The sequence below is a fragment of the Paraflavisolibacter caeni genome (assembly GCF_025628885.1).
Taxonomy (GTDB): domain Bacteria; phylum Bacteroidota; class Bacteroidia; order Chitinophagales; family Chitinophagaceae; genus Flavisolibacter; species Flavisolibacter caeni.
Map to the genome: position 1 here is coordinate 57,516 of NZ_JAOTIF010000029.1, position 23,284 is coordinate 80,799.

The window sequence follows — 23,284 nt, forward strand, 5'->3', positions numbered from 1 at the left end:
AAATGAAGTTAATACACGATTTCTTTCTGATTCGTAATAATTTTCAACTCTTTTTTCGGAGCCTCTTCAACCCGTCCAATTACCTGAGCCTCTATACCAAAATTATTTGAAATATTAATTAATTGGTCAGCCGTCTTTTCATCAGTATAGATTTCCAGCCTGCAACCCATATTAAATACCTGATACATCTCCCTATCGTCAGCTCCACTTGACTGCTGAATGATCTTAAATATCTCTGGAGCAGCAAAAAGGTTGTCTTTTACAATACGTACATTTTCCGGTACATATTTCATGCATTTGGTTTGGCCACCACCACTGCAATGAATCATTCCATTTACCGAATCAAAATGCTGTATTAAGATCTGTTTAACCAAGGGAGCAAAAGTCCGGGTTGGAGACAATAACAACTTTCCAACTAAGGTATTAAACGTCTGATTCCTATAATTAATTGCAACTTCATCTGTCATGTCGTAGGGGCCAATATAGGCAACATCATCCTGCAACAGATTGTCCATTGATTCAGGATAGCCTGTTTTGTACTTTTTATTCAGTACATCATGGCGGGCACTGGTAAGACCATTGCTTGCAAGACCACTGTTGTACTCAGACTCGTAAACAGCCTTTCCATAACTACTGAAACCTACGATGACATTACCTGGCTTTATTTTCTCGTTGGTAATTACCTTGTTTTTGGGCCAACGTGCCGCCATTGTCCCATTTACTGCAATAGTACGCACCACATCACCAACGTCGGCTGTTTCACCGCCCATGAAAGTAATATTGACATCATGGGAGCGCATTGTATCAAAAAACTCCTGTGTACCTTCTATAATAGCCTGCAGCACATCGCCTGGGATCAGGTTTTTATTACGGTCTATTGAAGAAGAAAAGAGCATTTTATCATAAATGCCTACACACAAAAGGTCGTCAGTGTTCATGACTATGGCGTCCTGAGCTATGCCTTTCCATACAGAAAGGTCACCGGTTTGACGCCAGAATAAATAGGCCAGTATACTTTTGGTACCTGCACCATCAGCATGCATTACATTAACCCAAGCATCATCCCCGCCCAATACATCTTCGTAGATCTTACAAAATGCTTTTGGAAACAGACCTTTATCAATGTTTTTTGTTGCAGCGTGAACTTCCTCTTTTTGTGCAGAAACCCCGCGTTTGGCGTATAATGACATTTTTGACCTTTTTAGGCTGCAAATCTATGGGATGAAGATGGGAAATAGGAATTTGGATTGGGAATTAATAGGGTTGCAATGCCTTTACCTAGGCTTAGGTTCGAAGTAAGTATGGAGTTGGTATGGCGGAGCAATGAAGGATGCTTTGTGAGAAAGTAGCCAATAGCGATAATAAATGGCCATTTCCGGTAAAAGTGGGCAGAGATATGGGTGAGTTTGAAAAATTAAGGAAGAATGAGCTTTAATATTTACAGAATTATTGAGGATTGGCAGGAAAGGGTTATTTGCCTTAATTAATATATATGTTGAGGATTAAAGCCAAGCCTCATTTCTGAGGTAGAATTCCTGATTCCAAGTTCCAACTCTTAGATTTGCAGTCGTATGAAGGTACATAGCAGTATTGAATCGTTGCCTCAGTTTCGGAATGCTGTGCTCACTATTGGTACTTTTGATGGGGTACACCGCGGGCACCAACAGATTATCAATGCATTAAAGGAAGAAGCTCAAAAGATTCAGGGTGAGACGATTATTATCACTTTCCACCCACATCCACGTAAAATTGTTAACAGCAATATTGCGCTTCAACTGATAAACACTCCTGAAGAAAGAATCCAATTATTAGAGCAACATCAAATTGATCACCTTGTTGTGGTTCCTTTTAACAAATCTTTTTCTGAGTTAAGTGCAGATGATTATATAAAAGAGTTCCTGATTAATAAATTTCATCCCCATTCAATTATTATAGGATACGACCACCGGTTTGGAAAGAACCGAATTGGAGATTTTAAGTTATTGGAGGAAAAAAGTCTAGTGTACGGCTATCAACTTATTGAAGTGCCTCAGCATGTTTTGGATGAGATCGAGATCAGTTCTACAAAGATCCGGAATGCTTTACTTGAAGGTGATGTGCTTACTGCTAATAAATTATTGGGTTACGATTTCTTTTTTGAAGGGAAAGTTGTCAGCGGAGATAAATTGGGAAGGCAATTGGGATACCCTACAGCAAACCTGGAGTATACCGATGAGGATAAAATTCATTTAGGTGAGGGTGTATATGCAGTATATGTACAAGTTGAGGATGTGCTTAAAAAAGGAATGCTCAGCATTGGTAAGCGGCCTACTTTACACGATATTAAGGAAAGAGTGGAAGTAAATATTTTTGATTTTGACAGTGATATATATGGTCAAACCATAAAAGTAATCGTCAAAAAGTACCTCAGGCAACAGGAAAAATACCCTAATCTGGATGCTTTGAAAGCACAGATTGACAAGGATAAGATAAACAGCCTGAAGGTCTTAAAGGATTAATTGTTGAGAGCAATAGTAATAAGCATTCAAAAAATTGATTATTTTATTCGAGGCTTTATTTTTTTGAATATATAACATAAACTCCCAAACACGCGCAACTAAATAAGCGTCAATCTTTTTTTGAGAAACATATTTAGATAGTTCTTTAACTCATCATTTTTACGATCATTTCTTTTAATAATAAAGCATCGTCTGTGCCGGAATCGTTGATACCGATGCTTTTGAGGTTATATTCATGCAGGAGGAGTATAATGTTTTCTGCTTGTTGCTGCCTGTATATTTTTGCAGCCTGTAGGTAATCCTTAGCAAAGAAAGCATGTACTCCTATGGCCGCAGCCAAGCTTTTTTCATCTTTAGCTGGTACAGAGTATACCATCAAAACCTTACTGAAAAAATTATAAAGTGAAGGAAAGATTAGGGGTAGCGGCGCTGCCTTTGGATTTGCTTCAAAGTACTGAGCAATGCGAATAGCTTTATACAGATCACGTGTGGCAAGAGCATGTTGTAATTCATACACGTTAAATTCCTTGCTAACACCAACGTAAGCTTCAATATCGTCTTCTGTAATGTTTTTTCTTTCGCCCAAGTTCAGGGCGAGCTTGTCGATTTCGTTATTTAGCCGGCTTAGGTCATTTCCGATATGGTCAATTAATAAAAAGAGCGCTTTTCCTGCTATGGTAAAGCCTTTAGATTTTACCAATTGCTGGGTCCAATCAGGCAGCTCATTATCATATAACTTTTTAGTTGTTAGTAATACACCCTTGTCTTTTATGATTTTTGCCAATTTTGTTCGGCCATCAACTTTTTTGTTTTTATAGGCTATTACCAGAATAGTGGACAACAATGGCTTTTCGATATATGATTCGAGTTTTTCAATTCCCCTCATTTCCTGGGCTTCCTTAATCAAAACAACCTGTTTTTCTGAAAACATAGGGTAACGACGGCAGGCATTCACTACAGTGGTCCAATCAGCATCTTTTCCATAAAAAACTGTCAGGTTGAAGCCTGCTTCGCTTTCATTTAAGATCTCATGCTCGGCAAAATGCACGATCTTATCAATAAAAAAGCTCTCCTCTCCTTCCAGCCAATAAATTGGTTTATGAATATTTTTTTTAAGGTCGCCTATAATTTTTTCCGGTGTCATAATCTTTTATAAAATGTTGTTTTTTATTTACATTTTCTTAACTGTAATGCTATAAATTCACTCAAATAAATTTTCTGGCATGGTTTTAGAAAAAGGTGCATCGAATTCAAACCTACAGTCTCTTAAAACAATATCTAACTCAAAAATTTAAATGATGGCAAACACAAACTATCCTTCTGCGAATCCGCAAAACAATCCGTCCGGGAATTCTAACACCAAAAATATAGTGATTGGCTTATTAGCAGCCGGTCTTTTGGGAACTTGGGGATATTTTTTATATGACAGGAACAAATCAGACGAGCAAATTCAGATTACACAGGCTCAGGCCAACACTGCTATGTCATCAAGAGATTCTGTTCAGTTGATTTACAATGAAGCCTTAACCCGACTTGACTCTATTACAGGTAGCAACAATAACCTTCAAGGACAGTTGAGTGATCGCCAAAGTGAAATCACTAAATTAAAGAGAGAAATTAACAGCATTCTTGCCAAGAAAAATGCTTCTCAGGCTGAACTAGCTAGAGCTAAATCACTGATTGCGCAATTAAACAGCAAGATTGAAAATCTCGAGCAGGAAGTTGCCCGTTTAACTGGTGAAAACCAACAATTAGCATCAGCCAATACCCAGTTGAGTGCAGAAAAACAAGTGTTGGAAACCAATTTGCAAACTTCTACTGCAGAAAGAGATGAATTAGCAAGCACTGTTGATGTTGCATCTACATTCTCTGCATCTAACTTCAACATCAAACCAATCAACGAAAAGAAGAATGGTAAGGAGAAAGAAACTTCAACGGCTCGTCGTGTTGACAAGTTGATGATTTCCTTTGATGTTGAAAACAGAGTTGCAAGAAGCGGACCTGCTGACATCTATGTAATTGTAACTGGTCCTAACGGTCAAGTAATTTCTGATGCATCAATGGGTTCTGGAATGCTGACTACTCGTACTGAAGGTGATAAACCTTATACCTTTAAAACAACAGTAGATTACGAACAAGGTACACGTAAGACCATTCAAGTTCCTTTGCGTCAAAATGATTTCCAAACCGGAAACTACAAAATTGAAATCTATCAAAATGGTTTCAAAATCGGTGAAGGTGTAAGAAGTCTTAAGAAAGGTGGCATTTTTGGATAATTGAATCTGCCTTTGATCGAAAAGCCCTGTCCTGCATAAGGACAGGGCTTTTTCATTCAATTAATTTAAAAGACATTGTAGCCGTAGCTTATATAGTAAAGCCCTCCCACATAAGGGCTGCCGTATCCGGTGCGCTGATAATTGTTTAAAACGTTTGTGCCACCGAGTCTGATCATACTTTTATACTTTGGAAATCTATAGGAAACCTGTGCGTCAAGCCAGCCAAAAGCAGGTAAAGTGCCTGAAACGAAAGTGCCTTCATATTGATTCACATCCTGCCATTTATATACAACATTAAAACCAATATTCTTCCATACAGTCTCATTCCGAAGGCCAAGATTAAATCTATATAATGGTGCATTGAAGAAGGCTACGAAATCAGGGGGTACATCGCTCAATTTATCTGAGAAAATATTTCCATAAGCGACATATCTTCCTGGAAGCTGGTATTCAGCAGTCGCGCCCCAGCCATATGTTTTTACATTTTGATCTGTGTTCTGATTATAAGAGAAATTATTAGTAGTACCAGGATTTAAAAATCCTTGCGGAGTTCCTGTTGCTGACTGTCCAACAGCTATTGTAGCAATAAAATCTTTGTTTGTGGCATAATAACCATATACATCCAACAAAAGCTTAGTTCCAATTACACCTTTATAACCAACTTCAAAAGACGAAACAGTTTCTGGCTTTATCATTTTGTAATCATATTTCTGCAAATCGGCAGGATTGCGGGTTGTTCTGTATGTTGTGATACTTTCTGCTGTATAGCCAGGATTAGTATTTAATTGATAATATGTTTGGAACTCTGGTAAAGCTCCAATCAAAATAGCTGAACTAACATTCAGATTGATGTACTGGTTCTGATTGGTTGGAAAGCGATAAGCTGTTTGATAAGATAATCGCAGGAAGTTGTCCTTTGCCACCTGAAATACACCAGTGACGCGAGGGGTAAATCTACCTTCAAAATTCCTATGCTTGTCGTATCGGCCTGCAACAGTTAGTGTGAGCAAATCATCAAATAACTTTTTCTTTAATTGAAGATATCCACCATATTCATATGGTTTTAAAGATCCTGCAGTATCGGCAAACAATGTACCCTGTGAATTGAGTACGTTCAGTTTCCACTGGAAGCCGCCGATCATGTTTACAATATTGGAGAAGTTAAATACTTCTGAAAAAGTCAGTTGACCTTCTGCAGCCCACAAGTCGGATTTATCCAAGAATTTTGCTCCTCTTGGAATTGGGAGACTTTTAAGTGAATCGGCTGTTTTATTGAATTGATCAGTTCCTGGCAAAACCATACCCTGATCAGCAAAAGAGCGGGCTGAATTATGAGCCTGGGCATCAGAAGCACCTATGCTTCTCGCCAACACATAAGCAGCTATATATTGCGGGTACCAAACCTGGCTCGACTTCCAGGACTCATTGATCAAGCGTCCCAAAACAGTAGAATTATAGGAATCGCCGGCATTTTCCTGGGTGGTATAGCCCCTGATGAACCAGTTATTTGATTTGACTTCCAATTTGTGCTGTGCAATTTTCAGGTTTTTTAAAGAATAACGGTCTGCGCCTGTATAGACAGTTGTGCCAGTCCCCACATAAGAATTAAATGAAGCTTCAATTCCCGGAGTAAACTTGTAATACACCCCCCCCGACACTTTCAGGTTTTCTGTATTGTAATCGACCAGGTCTTTCTCCAAATAACCTGTACGTGATACATTTTGAGAAGGATCAAGGAGCTGATTACGTAGACCATAATAAAAAGGAAGCATATTTGTTACTGGCGTTTGTAATTGCGGAGGCAAACCATTGATAAAAGCATTTAACTGAGCCTGGGTGGGATTGGACGGCAGCAGAGCGTTCATAATTGCAACGATATCAACCATATTATTGGTTGCATTTAAAATTCCTTGTCTTGTGGCGCCCTGCACAAGATTTGCAATAGCATACATATTCTGAGAAGTTTCATCGCCGTATACATTTACTCCATCATAGTTAGGATCTGTTTGACGATCGCCAGGTACAACTTTACTTCTGACATTACTTCTCAATACATTATCATAGTCATATGCCTGCCAGTCATCAGCCTTTATATATTCTCCAGCTATTTTAAAAGCGAATTTGTTATTAAACGATTTTCCATAACGAAGACTCCAGTTGTAAAAAGGAGTTACATCCTGCTGGCGGTCGTTAAAGTGCATTGCACCCTGCTTTGCCTGAAAGCTTAGCCCCTGGTAAGTAAATGGATTTTTACCATTGATCAATAATGTTCCATTCATGCCCCCAGAGCCATACAAAGCAGAAGAGGCTCCCGAGAGTAATTCAATATTATCAACATCCAATTCGGTTAAACCAATGACATTTCCTACAGAAAAGTTAAGCCCGGGAGCCTGGTTATCCATACCATCAATCAACTGATTTAAGCGCGTATTACCGCTGCTGACAAATCCCCGAGTAGTGACCGTGCGAAAGGTTAGACTAGCGGTATGCATATCCACACCTTTCAGGTATTGAATGCCTTCGTAATAATTGGGTGTTGGATTGGTACGTAAAATTGTGGCACTCATACGTTCAATAGTAACGGGAGATTCTAATATCCTTTCTGCCATTCTGGAAGCGGAAACCACCACTTCCTCGCCTAATGCAGCTCCAGGCTTAAGACTCACTTTAATAGCTGAAGCACCATTTTCAATGTTCAATTCCATAGGCATAAAACCAACAGAACTTACTACCAATACGACCGGCAGTTTGGGAACTGTGAGTTTAAAGTTTCCGTTATCATCGGTCAATGTTCCCAACATCGTACCTTTCACTGTAATTGAAGCCGACGGGATCAAGTCTGAATTGCTACTATTTCTAACGGTACCGGTCAATTGAACTTGAGCAAATAATTGAATAGATAGAAGGAAAGCAGCAATTGTTACTGCAGCGAGACGCAAGCGTTTAAACATAATAAGGAGGTTTAGTTCTGCAATTAGTTTACAGCATTGACATAAGCAGATTAGGTGTGGATGTTAATTTGGATACGGTTTTTATACCCTCTATGAATTAAATTTAAGATTTTCCCTGTTTCAAAATTATTTTTTTTAGTAATTAGGCTTCAGTGTTGCAACTTTGCAGCAATCGTTCAATTAAGAATAAAGTTTTATGCCGCAGTTTCAGTTTCCTAAACAAACAAATTTTTATCAAGGTAAAGTAAGAGATGTTTATACCATCAATGACGATATTCTTGTCATGATTGCCTCGGACAGGATATCAGCTTTTGATGTTATTCTCCCCAAGCCTATACCATATAAAGGACAAGTGCTGAACCAGGTAGCTGCTTATATGCTGCAACAAACGAAGGATCTATGCCCTAATTGGCTTCTGGAAGTTCCTGCACCGAACGCTTCAATTGGGGTTAAATGCGAGCCATTCAAGGTTGAAGTTGTGGTGCGTGGCAACTTATGTGGCCATGCCTGGCGGACTTACAGTAGTGGACAAAGGTTTTTATGTGGTGTGCTGATGCCTGAAGGCTTAAAGGAAAATGATTTTTTCCCCCAGCCAATCATTACACCAACCACCAAAGCAAGTGCAGGCCATGATGAAGATATTTCGGTAGAGGAAATTCTAAAACAAGGACTAACTAACGAAGCGGAATGGAAGGAGATCGAGCAGTATGCATTGCAGCTATTTAATAGAGGAAACGAGTTAGCAGGTAAACGGGGACTGATCTTGGCTGATACTAAATATGAATTTGGCAAAAGAGACGGCAAAATTGTGTTAATGGATGAAATCCATACGCCTGACTCCTCCCGCTATTTTTATTCAGAAGGGTTTGAAGAACGTCAGCAAAAAGGTGAAAAACAAAAGCAGTTAAGTAAGGAATTTGTGCGTGAGTGGCTGATCGAAAATGAATTTATGGGTAAGGAAGGACAGACAGTACCTGAAATGACAGATACTTGGATTGCAACAATTTCTCAAAGGTATATTGAGCTATATGAGAAGGTGGTAGGCCAAAAGTTTGTGCCAGAGCAACTGAGTGAGGAAGAGACATTTGAGCGGATTCTGAATGCTTTACCAAAATCCTAGCTTATTTCCGCAAATGGGAAATACACATGAATAGAAAAGGGTACTAGTGGGCACCCTTTTCTATTTCAGATAATTTGGGACGCAGACGAGCCCTGGATTTATTGAAAATGTTCCGGCCTTTATCAATGCCTTTTCTTAATTCTTTTTGTGTTTCCTGTGGTAAATGGATAAAATCCTGGCATTCTTTGCTACAGCATCCCTCCCATTTTTCTTTGCACTCCTCGCATTGAATGAAGAGCAGGTGACAGCCTTCATTGAAACAGTTCACATGTGTGTCGGCGGGTTTACCACACTGGTGGCATTTGGCGATGATTTCTTCTGTGATTCTTTCCCCCAGACGGTCGTCGAAGACAAAGTTTTTGCCTTTAAACTTATTGGTTAAGCCGGCTTCTTTCACTTGATTAGCGTAGTTGATAATACCACCCTCAAGGTGAAATACATTTTTAAAACCCTTATGCAACATGTAGGCACTGGCTTTTTCGCAACGGATGCCGCCGGTACAATACATGATTATATTCTTATCTTTAGCTTCATCCAGCATTTTTGCGGCCATTGGTAGTTGCTCTCGAAAAGTGTCTGAAGGGACTTCAATAGCATTTTGGAAATGCCCAACTTCATACTCGTAGTGATTGCGCATATCTACTACAATTGTATTGGGGTCCTCTGTTAGCGTGTTGAATTCATCTGCATTCACATATTTACCCCGATTGCGCATGTCGAATGTAGAATCATCTATACCATCAGCAACGATTTTTTCACGCACCTTAATCTTCAGTACCCAGAAAGATTTGCCATCATCATCTACTGCAATGTTCAGGCGAAGGTCCTTCAAGGGCTCAATAGAGTATAAATAGCTTTTTAAGGCTTCAAAATTGCTTTCAGGTACACTGATCTGGGCGTTAATGCCTTCTTGGGCAACATAAATGCGGCCAAATACGTTTAGCCCTTTCAGTGCTTTGTATAGTGTATCGCGAAATGCTTTGGAATCTTCAATGTGAAAGTACTGGTAGAATGAAATTGTAACGCGGTGCTCGGTTTCCTGAAGCAGACGTTGCTTGAGCTCTTTCTGAGAGATACGATTGTGTAATACTGCCATAAATAGAAATTTTAAGGTCACTTGCAGGGTGAACAAAATTCCGGTCGCAAAGATATGGATCAGAGCCATAATTTATGGAGAATTAACAGATTTGAATCAGACAGATTTGAATCAGAAAGGAGTTGGCAACGGGCGTCAGAAGTGAAGAAATAATATAACACAACACGTTAATTTTACTTACATGAAAATTTCATTTTGGTCAATTGGCAAGGCAAATGAGACATTTGTAAAAGATGGTATTGATGAGTTCACAAAGAGGATTGGAAGATATTACCCCGTTGAATGGAACATAATTCCTGTGCCCAAAAACTCAGGAATGCTTTCTGAGATGGATTTAAAGAAGCGGGAAGCTGATACGATCCTGCAATTGTTAAAGCCTGATGATTATTTGATAGCACTTGACGAAAGAGGTAAAGAACTCACTTCAGAAGAACTAGCAAACTTCATTCAGCAACGATCAAATGAAAGTGCTAAATCACTGGTTTTTTTAATTGGGGGTGCCTTTGGACTTGATAACCAGGTACTTCAACGAGCCAAATTCAAATGGTCCCTTTCTAAACTTACATTTCCTCACCAACTGGTCAGATTGATACTTTCTGAACAGATTTACCGCGCTTGTACTATTTTGCGCAACGAAAAATACCACCATAAATAAATTTCCTTGTTTATTAATATTAAGTTCATAGCCTCAATATATTTAAACCGATATGCAGTTTTCCATTACTTTAGCTATAATTGTTATTACTTCAATAGTATCATTTAGTGCTTTCAACAATCAGAAGATAACCAATGATTTAATTTTTTATCCTCCTGCTGTTACAGCACAAAAACAATGGTACCGTTTCTTCTCTTGTGGGTTGATCCATGCCGATTTTACCCACCTTTTATTTAATATGCTTTCCTTGTATCTGTTTGGAAGATTCGTAGAAGGTTCATTTCTACAAATTTTTGGTGAAGTAGGCAAATGGTATTACCTGGTAATGTATGTCTCAGCTTTAATGGCCTCCCTGCTACCTACTTATGCAAAGCATAAAAATGATTATTACTATCGAAGCCTTGGCGCTTCTGGTGCAGTAAGCGCTGTTGTTTTTGCCGGTTTAATGATAGCGCCCTACGTAGAAGTAGGCTTTTTTATCATACCGCCAATTATACCAGGCTTCATATTTGCACCACTTTACTTGCTGATTTCCGCCTATTTAGATAGAAATGGCAGAGATAACATTAATCACTCTGCACATATCTGGGGTGCAATTTTTGGCCTTTTTTTCATTATTGTTGCGGGTAAACTGGCTGGTTATGATGCAATAAGAGCTTTTATAAATGGGGTGAAATATTATTTAATGTCAAAGGGTTGGATGTAACCTTTCGATTAATGATCACTGACTTACATCTCTTAATTGTAGCCGTAATGTTTTTTTTGTTGATGAAGTTACCTTAAAGCGATCATCGATCCGCAATCCAATCACCCAGATAATTCGTTTATTGGACTCCAAGACCCAAACATGCTCCTTTCCTCCCTTAGATAATTTTAAATCTATAAAAAAACGGGAAAGCTTTTTCTTCTTAGGCATCCCTAAAGGATAAAAGTAATCTCCCGGCTTCCACTTTCTTATTATTAAAGGGAATTGAATATCTTTAAAATCTAATACAGCCTCTTTATTATCATTACTAAAGGAAATAGGACGCTCTTCCTGAAAGTGAATTAACATTTTCTGATCGTCATAAAAAACCTCAGTCTGGTCCTTCTCAATAATGATCATTTGAGCATTTTCTGTTTTTAATGGTGAGATAATGAGCCATTTCCGGTTTCGTAAAATCCTGTGTGAAACACTTTGGATATACTTACCAGTTTCACTATTCAATAACCTGATGACTTCATTGACTTGCCTGCCACTAAAACCATATTCTTTAATTATCTCGAATACGATAGTTGAAAGAGGATTACTTTTTAACAGTTTCAATACCGGAATATGGACTTCAGCGCCCTTCAATTGGAGTAAATTCCTTTTATGTATTGCAACAGCCTGGCGGTAAAGGATTTCAGTCTCCATAAAACGAGGAATATTTTGAGCCATATTGGTGATGGCTTCCGGAAACACTTTTTCTATGGAAGGTATAATTTGATGCCTGAAATAATTACGTGTATACTTTGATTCGTCATTGCTGCTATCATTCACCCAGCTAAGATTTTTCTCAATAGCATATGATTCTATTTCCTCCCGTTTTTCAAACAATAAGGGACGAATAATATTACCTGACTTTGGAAGAATTCCCCTCAAACCACTGATACCGGTTCCCTTAAAAAAGTTCATTAAAATAGTTTCTATATTGTCATCTAAATGATGAGCAGTGAGCAGGTAATTCAGATCATTTTTCTTTAATATATCTTCAAACCAGTCGTAGCGCAATTTCCTGGCTGCTTCCTGTATAGATAATTTATGAGCTTCTGCAAAATCTTTGGTATTAAAACGGTTTAAATATAGAGGTACTTTATATTTCTCTGCCAGGGTACTCACAAAAACTTCATCACGTATACTTTCCTCACCCCTGAGGCCAAAATTGCAATGAGCAATGGAAAAGGAAAATCCGGCCTCGTGGCATAATTGGCATAGTACAGTTGAATCAACACCACCACTAACGGCTAGCAACAACCTATCAGATGGATGAAAAAGCTGATGTTCCTTTATGAATTCGGTAAAATGTAATAATAAATTCAGATAAAAAGCTTTAAATCAAATAAAAAAGCACTATTAGTAATTGTGATACTTAATATACAAGGTCTTCATAAGCAGCCAGTAGTTCATTATAGGCATGTTGATCCCCGGCTTCTTTGGCTTTACGTAATCCCTTTTCGTAAACCGCTATGGCTCCGCTTAAATTATTATTTCGTTCCAACAATTTTCCTAAGTGATAGTAACTGCCAATATAATTTTCATTTTTATCCAATAAATCTTCAAACAATTGCTGGGCAGAAACATCGTCGTCTCGCTTTATATACTCCAATGCCAACGCATGTTGCACAAAGCTATCATTTGGGTTTGCTGCCAAAAATTCTTTTAATTGAACAATCCTTTCCATATTCCAAAGTCTTATTTTGATGGGGTGTTTTTCTTCAATAATTATTGTATATTAGTTGCATAAACAACCATTAACGAAAACATTCCGTATGAAAATTTTGGTTTGCATTAGTAAAACTCCTGACACCACGGCAAAAATAGCTTTCACAGATAACAACACGAAATTTGCCGAAACTGGTGTTCAATGGATTATCAACCCTTATGATGAATGGTATGCTTTAGTGAGGGCTATTGAATTAAAAGAAGCAGACCCATCAATAACAATTCATCTAATCAATGTCGGTAATGCCGATTCCGATCCTATTATCCGTAAAGCGCTTGCTTTAGGTGGCGATGAAGCAATCCGCGTCAATACACAGCCTGCAGATAGCTATAGCACAGCATTTCAAATAGCAGAGTTTGCCCGTCAGGAAGGTTATGATCTGATTTTTACAGGTAAAGAAACCATTGATTATAACGGAGGTGCAGTTGGTGCAATGCTTTCAGAAATGCTTGACCTTCCTTACGTAGGGCTTGCAACCAGCTTTTTGTTGAATGGCAAAACAGCAACAATTACAAGGGAAATTGAAGGAGGTGAAGAAACTGTCGAAGTGCCCTTACCTGTGGTCGTAAGTTGCCAGAAGGGAGTTGCCGAGGCACGCATTCCAAATATGCGGGGTATTATGGCAGCTCGTACGAAACCCCTTAAAGTGGTAGAACCCAAACAAACAGAAACCCAAACAGTATTTTCCGGCTTTAACCTCCCTCCTGCTAAAGCCGGAGTTAAATTAGTATCCTCAGAAAACGTAGAGGAACTTGTTCGTCTGCTTCATGAAGAAGCAAGGGTAATCTAATTCATTTCACCAGCAAGCGAGGGATAGTGTAACTATTTTATCAGCTTGCTCATTTGCTAATCTTCACTTTTTAATTATTTGCTAATCTTCACTTTTTAATTAATTGTCATGAGCGTCCTTATTTATATAGATCATTCAGATGGCCAGGTAAAGAAATCCTCAATGGAAGCTTTAAGTTATGGAGTTAAAATTGCAGAACAAATTGGAGCGGTTGCAGAAGGAGTTTTGTTGGGAGATGTTTCAACTGATTTACCCAGCCTTGGAAATTTTGGTATAAAAAAAGTCTACCATATTCAAAACAGTTTGCTGCAAATTTTTGATGCACAGTCTTATACCAAAGTAATTGCACAGGTAGCGCAGCAAACAAGCGCAAAAATCATTATATTTTCAAATAACTCCGCAGGAAAATCATTGGCCCCTAAGGTCGCTGTCCGCATGAATGCTGGCTATGTTTCAGGAGCAATTGCGCTCCCGGAAACAAGTAATGGCTTCAATGTTCGAAAAAATGTCTTTTCCGGGAAAGCATTCGCTAACGTTGAAGTTAAAACTGAAATAAAAGTGATTGCTTTAAATGTAAATGCATTTTCGGTTAGTGAAGGAACAGGAAACGCTGAAGTAGTTTCCTTAAATATTGATGTGGAAGCGCCAAAGGTCAAAGTAATCGGTACAAATAAAACGAAAGGAACTGTATCATTAACAGAAGCAGAAACCGTGGTGAGTGCCGGTCGGGGATTAAAGGGCCCTGAAAACTGGAAAATTATTGAAGATTTGGCTTCCACGCTTGGCGCAGCATTGGCCTGTAGCCGCCCGGTTGCAGACGCACACTGGCGGCCTCATAATGAACACGTAGGTCAAACAGGAATAGCCATTGCACCCAACCTTTATATAGCCATTGGCATAAGTGGTGCCATACAACACCTGGCAGGAGTCAATAGAAGTAAAGTGATTGTCGTTATTAACAAAGACCCTGAAGCTCCATTTTTTAAAGCAGCAGATTATGGCATTGTAGGCGACGCTTTTGAAGTTGTGCCTAAACTGACCCAGGCTGTAAAGAAGGTAAAAGGAATAGCGTAGATTTTATATAGCCTTTCCCAACCCAAGCTTTTTCATTTAGCTTGGGTTGGGAAAGAGTAACTTGCGCTTGAATTATTTATTGGCATTATTCTAAATGTTAAACAATTACTGTAATCATATTAGAATCTGTGCCATTTTTATTTATTGAAATGCTGTAGGTTTGTAAACCTGCACTATTTTTGGTCTTTCAGGTTTAGTATTATGAAGAAAATAGAATTGGAAATCGTGGCTTTATCGCACAGTATTACCCAAACACATTCTTATGCTGTTGTACTGGGCGAAGTAAATGGGCTTAGACGCTTACCTATAGTTATCGGCGGTTTTGAGGCCCAGGCAATTGCAGTCGCTTTGGAAAAAATGCAACCCAGTCGCCCTCTGACACATGATTTGATGAAAAACTTTATGAATGCCTTTAATATCGAACTGCATGAAGTGGTGATTACAGATTTGCAGGAAGGCATTTTTTACTCAAAACTCGTATGTACATCTGATAATGACACTGTAGAAATTGACTCACGTACGTCAGACGCATTAGCCCTTGCTGTTCGTTTTAACTGCCCCGTTTATACTTTTGAACACATTTTAGAAAGTGCAGGTATCCTGATGGAAGAAACTTCCGGTACCAAAAAAAGGAAGGAAGCTACAGTTGAAGAAAGAGGCGAAAAAAATGATTTAAAAGCTATGAGCCTCGATGAGCTCAATAAAATGTTAGGAGAAGTGCTGGAGCAGGAAGATTATATTAAAGCTATTGCCATCCGGGATGAAATAAACAGTCGAAAAAAGAACCCTTAATTACTACCTCACCGATTATATTTCTTAATTGAACTCCTTCCGACCCTAATTTCATGATTGTCTTCCCTAATTGCAAAATTAATTTAGGCCTTAACATTCTGAAAAAACGGCCGGATGGTTTTCATGACTTGCAAACTGTTTTTTATCCAATTGGTTTACAAGACGCTTTAGAAATTGTCCAAAACGGACAAAATAATGAAACAAACTTCCATTTAACGGGCAACTCAATCGAAGGAAAGACGGAAGATAATATTTGTTTAAAAGCATATTACCTGCTGAAGTCAGACTTTCCAGATCTTCCTCCGGTTAATTTTCATCTGCATAAAGTAATTCCTACAGGCGCCGGTCTGGGCGGAGGCAGTTCAGATGGAGCTTTTACACTACTGCTGCTCAATAAAAAATTCAATTTAGGCTTAACCGAAGATCAATTAATATCTTATGCCCTCACACTGGGAAGCGATTGCCCTTTTTTCATTAAAAATGTACCTTCCTTTGCCACAAGCCGGGGCGAAGTGATGAAAGAAGTAATCCTGGATTTAAGTTCCTTCTTTTTTGTAATTGTAAATCCCCAAATCCACATCAATACGGGTTGGGCCTTTTCCAAAATTAAACCGGGAAATCAGCCCTACTCTCTTCTGGATGTAATTAACTCGCCAATAACCGAATGGAAAAATTATATTACTAATGATTTTGAATGGCCTGTATTTGAGGCTTTTCCTGAAGTCAAGCAAATCAAAGAACTACTTTATAATAAAGGTGCGGTGTTTGCTTCTATGAGTGGAAGCGGCTCAACTGTGTATGGCATCTTTGAAAAAGGAACTATACCTTCTTTTTCCTTTCCTGATCACTACTTCCTGAAAGTAATCTAAAAGAATTCTGACTAAGGCTGCTGCTATTTTTTCCCATTTTGTTCTTAGCAAAGGCAAAATAAAGCATATTAACTACGGCACTATTTTTTCGATAATTAGAATAGGAAAAGTAATAAAAACATGAATCCTCCTAGAATCAGGAAATATGAGCCAAATGAAAACAGCGAATCACCAGAGCGAAAAAGACAATTGCTGGGCTTTGATGAAGTAAATTTTGAACAAAGACGTGAGCCTTACAGGGAACGAACTTCTGGCACCGTAGGTAATCCTCGGTTTGATTCACAACAACAACCTGAAAAAAGCAAGGAAAGGTGATTGCATAAGGGTAACATTAGTAAGAAATTGGCTTTTTAATAAATCTGAATACATATTTCAACTGCATTTACAAAAAAATTGTGTTAGTAGAGGCACAGTTTTTTAATATAGATTATTCACTAAAATTCTTAATATGGACAAGTTGAAAGACCTCAGAGATCTCTTAAAGCATGAAATCAAAGATTTGTATTCTGCTGAAGAACAAATCTTGGATGCCATGCCTGCAATGATCGAAAAAGCTAATAATCCAACGCTGAAACAAGCGCTCGAAATGCACCTGCAGGATACAAGAACGCATAAGGACAGGTTGGTTCAGGTACAAGAGTTATTAGGAGAATACGATAAAAAAGAAGATACTGGATTTTTCGCGGGTTTGTTTGGAGATAGTGTGACATGTAAGGGAATGGAAGGACTTATTAATGAAGGCGAAAAAATAATGGGAGAAGATATGAACCCTGAAGTTATGGATGCTGCAATCATTGCATGTGCTCAAAAAATTGAACACTATGAAATTTGTGGCTACGGAACAGCCAGGGCCTATGCACGGCAATTGAACTTGGTCAATGTTGCACAATTGCTAGAACAAACTTTGGATGAAGAACATCAGGGTGACGAACAGCTAACATCTTTAGCTCTTGGTGGACTGAACCAGAAAGCTGAAGTGAGCAACTCAGTACGTGGATATGGTACAGACTCATATTCTTAAGAACACTACTTATTAAGTAAAAAAATCCGTTCAGTTTCGAAGCTGAACGGATTTTTTTACTTAATAAGGATTTATATATTTCAGGTTTCCTTAAGAACAAGAGCATCAAGATTGCTGATTCCAATGTTCTTTTTTGAAAGAAATCCTTCGGCAAATTGCACGCCTATTCGTTTGCCTAATAATCTTGCCCTTGAAATAATGGATTCTAAAAACTCTGGACTGGATATGTAAGTTTGAGGCTCATCGCTCTCAGGGTTATAAAACTGGGTTTTAAATGCTTTTATAGCTTCCAGACGTTGTTCCCAAACATCACTGATATCGACAATTACATCGGGCTCGTAAAACCGGTCCTGTAAATAATGAAGCAAATATTTAGGTCTCCATTTTTCTTGCTCCTGTCCATCGTTACTTAAGGTTTTTATTTGTCTAAGCCCTGATAAAAAGCAAGAGTCATAAATCAATTTTCCGCCACGGCCATGATCAGGATGACGATCATCTAAAATATTACCGATAACTATTTCTGGTTGATATTTTCTTAAAACCTTAATGATTTGCAATTGGTGTACTTCATCGTTTTGAAAAAAACCATCGCGCATTTTCAGGTTTTCCCTAACATGAACCCCCATTATTCTGGCGGCGTCAGCTGCTTCCTGATACCGGCTTTCTACTGTTCCCCTGGTACCAAGTTCACCTTCTGTCAGGTCAACAATACCAACTTTTTTTCCTCGCTTTATTTCTTTAATGATTACACCTGAGCACCCTAATTCTACATCGTCAGGATGTGCGCCTATTGCTAATATGTCTAATTTCATTAGTTGCTAAAATCTTTTCAATAGTCGTAAAAATTCTGCTTAATAGCTTAACCAGGTTGCAAAAGTACGTACTTAGTAAAAAGGTTGCAGAGATAGGATGAAAATGAGCTTTTTCTTTAATAAAGCTTATTGGCTGGCAGTAGATCTGATACCTGGTTTATAAGGATTATTATACCAAACACCGTCAATTTCCCGAACAATTGTTTCTATCTGTCTATCATAAGCATCATCTTCATACCGATACTCTTGTTTCAGGCTGCTTCCAAAGAAAAATGCTACGGTTTGATACATTCTCGCATTTAAACCACCACGGTATTCCTTGATAAGTTCATAGCAATTATTGCCAGTTTGCCGGTTAATCAGTTTCATCAAAACTTTACCCTGGTAAATGGATAGATTAGATAAAGGATCACTAAACTGATCTTTCAATTCTTTTTCCCGTGATTTTATATAAGCCTTTTTTTCTTTCTTTGACTCAATACCTTCAAGATGGGCATTTACATCATTCAATGTATACCCTGCAGTTTTGGCATATGGATATGTTACATATACAGCATTACGCAGACGGTTATACTTTTCCACAGCCTTTGCTAATTGATTAGGTGGCAAATTGGAAACGTATACCATTTCCAGCTCTTTGTAAGGCATAGATTCGCCATTATAAATGATTGCCTGAACGATAATTGTATCATTAGGCCCCCACTTTGACTGAGTTCCAGTTTGAGCAAATAAACTTTGCCCAAATGTGAAGGATAGGAATAATAAAAGGGTATAAATCAGACGGTTCATTATTTCTGAAAAACTATTGTAAGTTAATCATAGATATAGACACAGCCTTACCCCAAATTGCTGTTTTAAATAAACTTTAAATTTTCTTCAAACTCAAACGGTTGGTTTCAATCCTGCGCATCATACTGATAATGAAGCCTAAGACCATCAGGATAGTTCCAATCCACAGAATATTGATAAATGGAAACTTGTAGGCTTTCAGAGTAATGTACTGCATTACAGAATTAGATTCTTTTAATCCTAGTTCTACTTTTTTACCTGATACCTTTTGGATACGTACCACGAGGCTCTCTGCATTAACAGTGTCGGGTTCGGCAAATAACTGCCCGCCCTTATTAATTAAAACTGGCTCGAGGTCATAGGTCGACCCTGTTTTAGCATATACCTTTAAAGAAGCTACAGTAACACTGTCCTGGCTGCCTAAACCAACTCCGGGAATATTTTTATGATTTGCCAGATCAGCCAGAACTGCAAAACCATTTGAGTAAAAAATGGTATCACCAATTGAAGCCGTTCTAGCAACAAAAGAAGCTGTATCCTTATTTTTCTCCGGATCAGGCAAAGATGTTATGTAGGTAAAAATATCATGATCCCAATAATGCCTGGCATCCGGGTTGGCCATCAAACCTTCATTTCCTTTATAGTTCACAAAGGCATTAGGAGTCAATACAAAATTGTCTTTTCCGTTTTTGCTTTCAAAACGAACATGATAAAACCACAAAGGCTTTTCTGGATGTGCAGAGTCCCGTTCATACGTCACCCAATAGTTGCCCATATCGTTCCGAATCCCTTTAATAAGCGTAAGATTTTCTCCTGGCTTTTCTTTAGCGCCCTCTCCAAAATTGATAAAAACACCACTTGTATTGTGAGAAATTACTTCCTTTTTTGAAGAAGATATCAGTATACCAACCAACATGAATCCAAACCCAAGGTGGGCCAAAGCTCCGCCTGAACGTTTCATACTGCCCTTCATGCCAATCCATATATAAGACGCATTAGCTATTACACCAAATACACTGGCAACAATTGCAAGGAAAATAGCTCCTAGATATCCAATTCCATGTTCTCTATAATTGACATCTCCAAATACCAGAATAAGTGATGCTACCACCAGGGCAACAACACTTGGCCAAAGCAGCCTTTTCAAATTTGACTTACCTGTTGATTTATAGCGCAGGTACATACCAAATCCTGTGAGCAGGCCAACAATAATGGCAACAAATATCTGGATACGGTTATATGTAAATTCAGTATCTTCTCCAAAGGCCAACGGAGTGAAAACTTCAGTGTCCTTACCTGCAAAAAAGCTGACCAGCTTATTAAACACTGGCACCGAGGTCATCAGGATAATTGATGCCGCTGATAAAAGCAATACTAAAGCCCCTACAAACATCCAAAATTCACGGGAAGAGGTTTCTTCCTCTTTGGCTATATAAGGGATATGTTTATAACGCTTGAAGAACAGTATAAAGGACGGTATAACTAAAAGAAAAAGGAAAGTTCTCAATTGCCAGTTCATGCCCAGATCAGTAAAAGCATGAACCGATGTATCCTGCAGATCGCCACTTCGGGTAAGATAAGTTGAATATAGAACAAGTAGAAAAGAAAGTATGAAAAACAGGTAAGTAGGCCTCAAAGAATGACCTGTGTGATTGTAAATCAATAAAGTATGAATACCTGCCACCAAAACTAACCAGGGCACAAGAGATGCGTTTTCAACCGGGTCCCATGCCCAGTAACCTCCAAAAGTTAATGACTCATAGGCCCAGGCAGCACCCATCATAATACCCAATGATAAAACTCCCGCTGAAAACAATGACCATGGTAGAGCTCGTTTTGTCCAGCCTTTCAAATCCTTCGTCCACAAACCACCAATAGCAAAAGCAAAAGGAATAACAGTAGAAGCAAATCCTAAAAACAAAACCGGAGGGTGAATCACCATCCAATAATTTTGCAATAGCGGATTCAAATCATTACCATCCTTAATTAGGCTAAGATAATCTGGTCTGGAAAAGATAGGAGCATCCATTTCATTACGCAGCAATACAAAAGGATTTGACCCTATTTTTAAACTGCCGAGTTTAAGACCTAAAATCATGGTTGCAAGGCAGAACTGCACAAAACTCAATACGGCCATAACCGGTGCCTCCCATTCTTTTTCCTTCCTGATTACAATAAGACCAAGAACGCAATGCCAGATACTCCACAACAGGAAACTACCCTCCTGCCCTTCCCAAATGGCACTTAATAAGTATTTAGGTTCTAGTGTTATACTGCTGTGCTGCCATGCATATTTGTACTCGAATAGGTGACTACTGACTATATAATAAATGATTCCAAAAATGGCAAAAACTGATACGGCTTCTGTGATAAAGAAGATCCTTGCCAGCCTTTTCCATTGCCGGCCGTCATCAGTTAACCTTTTTTGGGTGCTTTTGAAATAAGTAAACGAGGCCGCAATAGATGAAACTAAGGAAAGGATAATAAAAAAGTGACCCAGTCTTCCGGGCAAAAGGTTTTCGCCGATAAAATCCATTAGTTCTTATTTGTATTCAATATTTGTTGAGGCACCAGGCAGGTTCTTCTGAGCTGCTTGCATATCATCTTTGTACTTCGAAGGACACTTCATTTGCAGCTTAGTGCATTCAAAATGGCCCTCGCGCATATAACCATTCAAATCAATCCCTTCACTTTTCTCTATATCAGTAGGTTTTGCATTGTTGTAAACAATCTTACTCTTTTGACCATCCTGATCAATTGCGTAAAAAACAGTTAAATTAGGGTTTTTGAGCTGATCGTATTCTATAGGAGAAGTCTTATCCAGCTTCACCTTAATAACAACAAACTTTTCCTTTCTCTCCATTGCAGAGGCAAAAGTTTCATAAGTTGTTAAATCCCTAACAAAAAAAGACATTCCGGAAATCCCAGCAATAATTAGAATCAGGATGACAATATGAATTTTTTTCATGGTGCGTTTATAGACGGTGCAAAGTTAGGTCAAAATAAAGGAAGCAGTTCAATTGTAAAACTTGATTTCGATGATTAGAGATTCTTTCACATTTCTATAATCATTTGCAAATGAAGAACATTCAAATTTATAGATTCTGTCCATCTCGCTTTCAACCCCTTTATTCATTCGTTATTCTGTCTACATTCCCTTGAGTCTTTCCTTTAGCTCCAGTGAGCCTGCCGAAGCCGGCAATTCTATACTAATCAGGTTATATAATGAAGAAGTATATGGGATTTTTTTATCAATTATAAATTTGGGAATTTCCCAGGGAGCATAATCTACCAACCCTGCTGCTGGATATACAACCAAAGAAGTTCCGATGACTACAAAAATTTCAGCCTTACGGACCAACTGCGCTGCTCTTTCAATCATGGGCACAGGCTCTTCAAACCATACAATATGAGGCCTAAGTTGAGCTCCATCACTTGCTAAATCACCTAACTCTATAGATCCTTCTATCTGGTAAATCAGGTTCTCGTTCTTTTCGCTGCGCATTTTAAAAATTTCACCATGCAGATGCAATACATTTTCGGAGCCCGCCCGTTCATGTAAATCATCAATGTTCTGGGTAATAATATGAACATCGAAATCCTGCTGTAATTCTGCTAATGCTATGTGAGCGGCATTAGGTTGGGCATCCTTAACATTTTGCCTGCGCATATTGTAAAACTCCAGAACCAATGCAGGGTTCCTTCGCCAGGCAGTAGCCGTAGCCACTTCCTCAATATCATACCCTTCCCAAAGACCCTCAGAATCCCTGAATGTCTTTAATCCGCTCTCCGCACTAATACCAGCACCAGTTAATACAACGAGTTTCTTCTTTTGCATAGCTCAAAAGTACTAAGAACACCACTTTCATAACCTTTACATCAAATACGATCTTTCCATATCTCAACACTTTGTTTCTTCCATTTCAGCAGACTCCGGTTTTATATGCTACATTTTCTATGCTAAATTTTACATTTCCTCCCAGCTTATAGAGACTTTATAGAGATTCTGTGTTAAAAGTCAAGAGATTTTTACTTTAATTTTGTGTTTTAGGCGGCTGTATGCCAGCCTGTTTAGG

The 23,284-nt window shown here is 38.5% G+C and carries 22 protein-coding genes; 11 read left to right on the plus strand and 11 right to left on the minus strand.

All coding sequences use genetic code 11. From position 1 onward, the window contains the following. Positions 1–8 precede the first annotated feature (8 nt). On the minus strand, positions 9–1,190 hold the full coding sequence (locus OCK74_RS23850; RefSeq protein ID WP_279299615.1) for an AIR synthase related protein: 1,182 nt from the start codon (positions 1,188–1,190) through the stop codon (positions 9–11). A 381-nt stretch (positions 1,191–1,571) separates the two neighbouring features. Here OCK74_RS23850 and OCK74_RS23855 point away from each other — a divergent pair, with 381 nt between their 5' ends. After that, the gene (locus tag OCK74_RS23855) at positions 1,572–2,498 is read left to right on the plus strand and encodes a bifunctional riboflavin kinase/FAD synthetase (protein ID WP_279299616.1); all 927 of its coding nucleotides are present in this window, start codon (positions 1,572–1,574) and stop codon (positions 2,496–2,498) included. 145 nt (positions 2,499–2,643) lie between these two features. Here the strand turns inward: OCK74_RS23855 and holA are convergent, their stop codons facing one another. After that, positions 2,644–3,642: a DNA polymerase III subunit delta gene (gene holA / locus OCK74_RS23860; RefSeq protein ID WP_279299617.1), complete on the minus strand. Its 999-nt coding sequence runs from the start codon at positions 3,640–3,642 to the stop codon at positions 2,644–2,646. 151 nt (positions 3,643–3,793) lie between these two features. On the opposite strand from holA, the gene OCK74_RS23865 reads away from it, so the two are divergent. Beyond that, on the plus strand, positions 3,794–4,774 hold the full coding sequence (locus OCK74_RS23865; protein WP_279299618.1) for a hypothetical protein: 981 nt from the start codon (positions 3,794–3,796) through the stop codon (positions 4,772–4,774). Between the two features lie 65 nt (positions 4,775–4,839). On the opposite strand, the gene OCK74_RS23870 is transcribed toward OCK74_RS23865, so the two are convergent. Next, positions 4,840–7,725 (minus strand): TonB-dependent receptor, encoded by a 2,886-nt coding sequence (locus OCK74_RS23870; RefSeq protein ID WP_279299619.1) that lies wholly within the window; start codon positions 7,723–7,725, stop codon positions 4,840–4,842. A gap of 196 nt (positions 7,726–7,921) precedes the next feature. Here OCK74_RS23870 and OCK74_RS23875 point away from each other — a divergent pair, with 196 nt between their 5' ends. Next, positions 7,922–8,845 carry a phosphoribosylaminoimidazolesuccinocarboxamide synthase gene (locus OCK74_RS23875; protein ID WP_279299620.1) on the plus strand — a complete coding sequence of 308 codons (924 nt, stop codon included), beginning with the start codon at positions 7,922–7,924 and terminating at the stop codon, positions 8,843–8,845. Positions 8,846–8,888: 43 nt separating this feature from the next. Here the strand turns inward: OCK74_RS23875 and trhO are convergent, their stop codons facing one another. Beyond that, positions 8,889–9,941, minus strand: coding sequence for an oxygen-dependent tRNA uridine(34) hydroxylase TrhO (gene trhO / locus OCK74_RS23880; RefSeq protein WP_279299621.1), 1,053 nt, complete (start codon positions 9,939–9,941; stop codon positions 8,889–8,891). A gap of 181 nt (positions 9,942–10,122) precedes the next feature. Here trhO and OCK74_RS23885 point away from each other — a divergent pair, with 181 nt between their 5' ends. Beyond that, entirely contained in the window at positions 10,123–10,596 is a 474-nt protein-coding gene (locus tag OCK74_RS23885) for a 23S rRNA (pseudouridine(1915)-N(3))-methyltransferase RlmH (RefSeq protein WP_279299622.1), read from the plus strand. 52 nt (positions 10,597–10,648) lie between these two features. Further along, positions 10,649–11,302: a rhomboid family intramembrane serine protease gene (locus OCK74_RS23890; RefSeq protein WP_279299623.1), complete on the plus strand. Its 654-nt coding sequence runs from the start codon at positions 10,649–10,651 to the stop codon at positions 11,300–11,302. Between the two features lie 15 nt (positions 11,303–11,317). On the opposite strand, the gene tilS is transcribed toward OCK74_RS23890, so the two are convergent. Together tilS and OCK74_RS23900 are read right to left on the minus strand one after the other, a co-directional pair. Then, positions 11,318–12,592 (minus strand): tRNA lysidine(34) synthetase TilS, encoded by a 1,275-nt coding sequence (tilS, locus tag OCK74_RS23895; protein WP_279299624.1) that lies wholly within the window; start codon positions 12,590–12,592, stop codon positions 11,318–11,320. Between the two features lie 115 nt (positions 12,593–12,707). After that, on the minus strand, positions 12,708–13,019 hold the full coding sequence (locus OCK74_RS23900; protein WP_279299625.1) for a tetratricopeptide repeat protein: 312 nt from the start codon (positions 13,017–13,019) through the stop codon (positions 12,708–12,710). Positions 13,020–13,107: 88 nt separating this feature from the next. Here OCK74_RS23900 and OCK74_RS23905 point away from each other — a divergent pair, with 88 nt between their 5' ends. The 6 genes from OCK74_RS23905 (at position 13,108) to OCK74_RS23930 (ending at position 17,607) form a co-directional block, all read left to right on the plus strand. Next, complete coding sequence (locus OCK74_RS23905; RefSeq protein WP_279299626.1) at positions 13,108–13,851, plus strand: electron transfer flavoprotein subunit beta/FixA family protein; 744 nt, start codon at positions 13,108–13,110, stop codon at positions 13,849–13,851. A gap of 108 nt (positions 13,852–13,959) precedes the next feature. Then, positions 13,960–14,925 (plus strand): electron transfer flavoprotein subunit alpha/FixB family protein, encoded by a 966-nt coding sequence (locus OCK74_RS23910; protein WP_279299627.1) that lies wholly within the window; start codon positions 13,960–13,962, stop codon positions 14,923–14,925. 201 nt (positions 14,926–15,126) lie between these two features. Then, positions 15,127–15,717, plus strand: a complete 591-nt coding sequence (locus tag OCK74_RS23915) for a bifunctional nuclease family protein (RefSeq protein ID WP_279299628.1) — start codon at positions 15,127–15,129, stop codon at positions 15,715–15,717. A gap of 53 nt (positions 15,718–15,770) precedes the next feature. Beyond that, entirely contained in the window at positions 15,771–16,586 is an 816-nt protein-coding gene (gene ispE / locus OCK74_RS23920; RefSeq protein ID WP_279299629.1) for a 4-(cytidine 5'-diphospho)-2-C-methyl-D-erythritol kinase, read from the plus strand. Between the two features lie 120 nt (positions 16,587–16,706). After that, positions 16,707–16,901, plus strand: a complete 195-nt coding sequence (locus tag OCK74_RS23925) for a hypothetical protein (RefSeq protein ID WP_279299630.1) — start codon at positions 16,707–16,709, stop codon at positions 16,899–16,901. Positions 16,902–17,034: 133 nt separating this feature from the next. Continuing rightward, positions 17,035–17,607, plus strand: coding sequence for a YciE/YciF ferroxidase family protein (locus OCK74_RS23930; protein ID WP_279299631.1), 573 nt, complete (start codon positions 17,035–17,037; stop codon positions 17,605–17,607). An 80-nt stretch (positions 17,608–17,687) separates the two neighbouring features. On the opposite strand, the gene bshB1 is transcribed toward OCK74_RS23930, so the two are convergent. The 5 genes from bshB1 to OCK74_RS23955 form a co-directional block, all read right to left on the minus strand. After that, positions 17,688–18,419: a bacillithiol biosynthesis deacetylase BshB1 gene (bshB1, locus tag OCK74_RS23935; protein WP_279299632.1), complete on the minus strand. Its 732-nt coding sequence runs from the start codon at positions 18,417–18,419 to the stop codon at positions 17,688–17,690. A 126-nt stretch (positions 18,420–18,545) separates the two neighbouring features. Continuing rightward, complete coding sequence (locus tag OCK74_RS23940) at positions 18,546–19,208, minus strand: DUF4294 domain-containing protein (RefSeq protein WP_279299633.1); 663 nt, start codon at positions 19,206–19,208, stop codon at positions 18,546–18,548. Between the two features lie 76 nt (positions 19,209–19,284). Beyond that, positions 19,285–21,744, minus strand: a complete 2,460-nt coding sequence (gene ccsA / locus OCK74_RS23945) for a cytochrome c biogenesis protein CcsA (protein WP_279299634.1) — start codon at positions 21,742–21,744, stop codon at positions 19,285–19,287. A 6-nt stretch (positions 21,745–21,750) separates the two neighbouring features. Continuing rightward, positions 21,751–22,176: a cytochrome c maturation protein CcmE domain-containing protein gene (locus OCK74_RS23950; RefSeq protein ID WP_279299635.1), complete on the minus strand. Its 426-nt coding sequence runs from the start codon at positions 22,174–22,176 to the stop codon at positions 21,751–21,753. A gap of 180 nt (positions 22,177–22,356) precedes the next feature. Further along, positions 22,357–23,046, minus strand: coding sequence for an SIR2 family NAD-dependent protein deacylase (locus OCK74_RS23955; protein ID WP_279299636.1), 690 nt, complete (start codon positions 23,044–23,046; stop codon positions 22,357–22,359). Positions 23,047–23,284 lie beyond the last annotated feature (238 nt).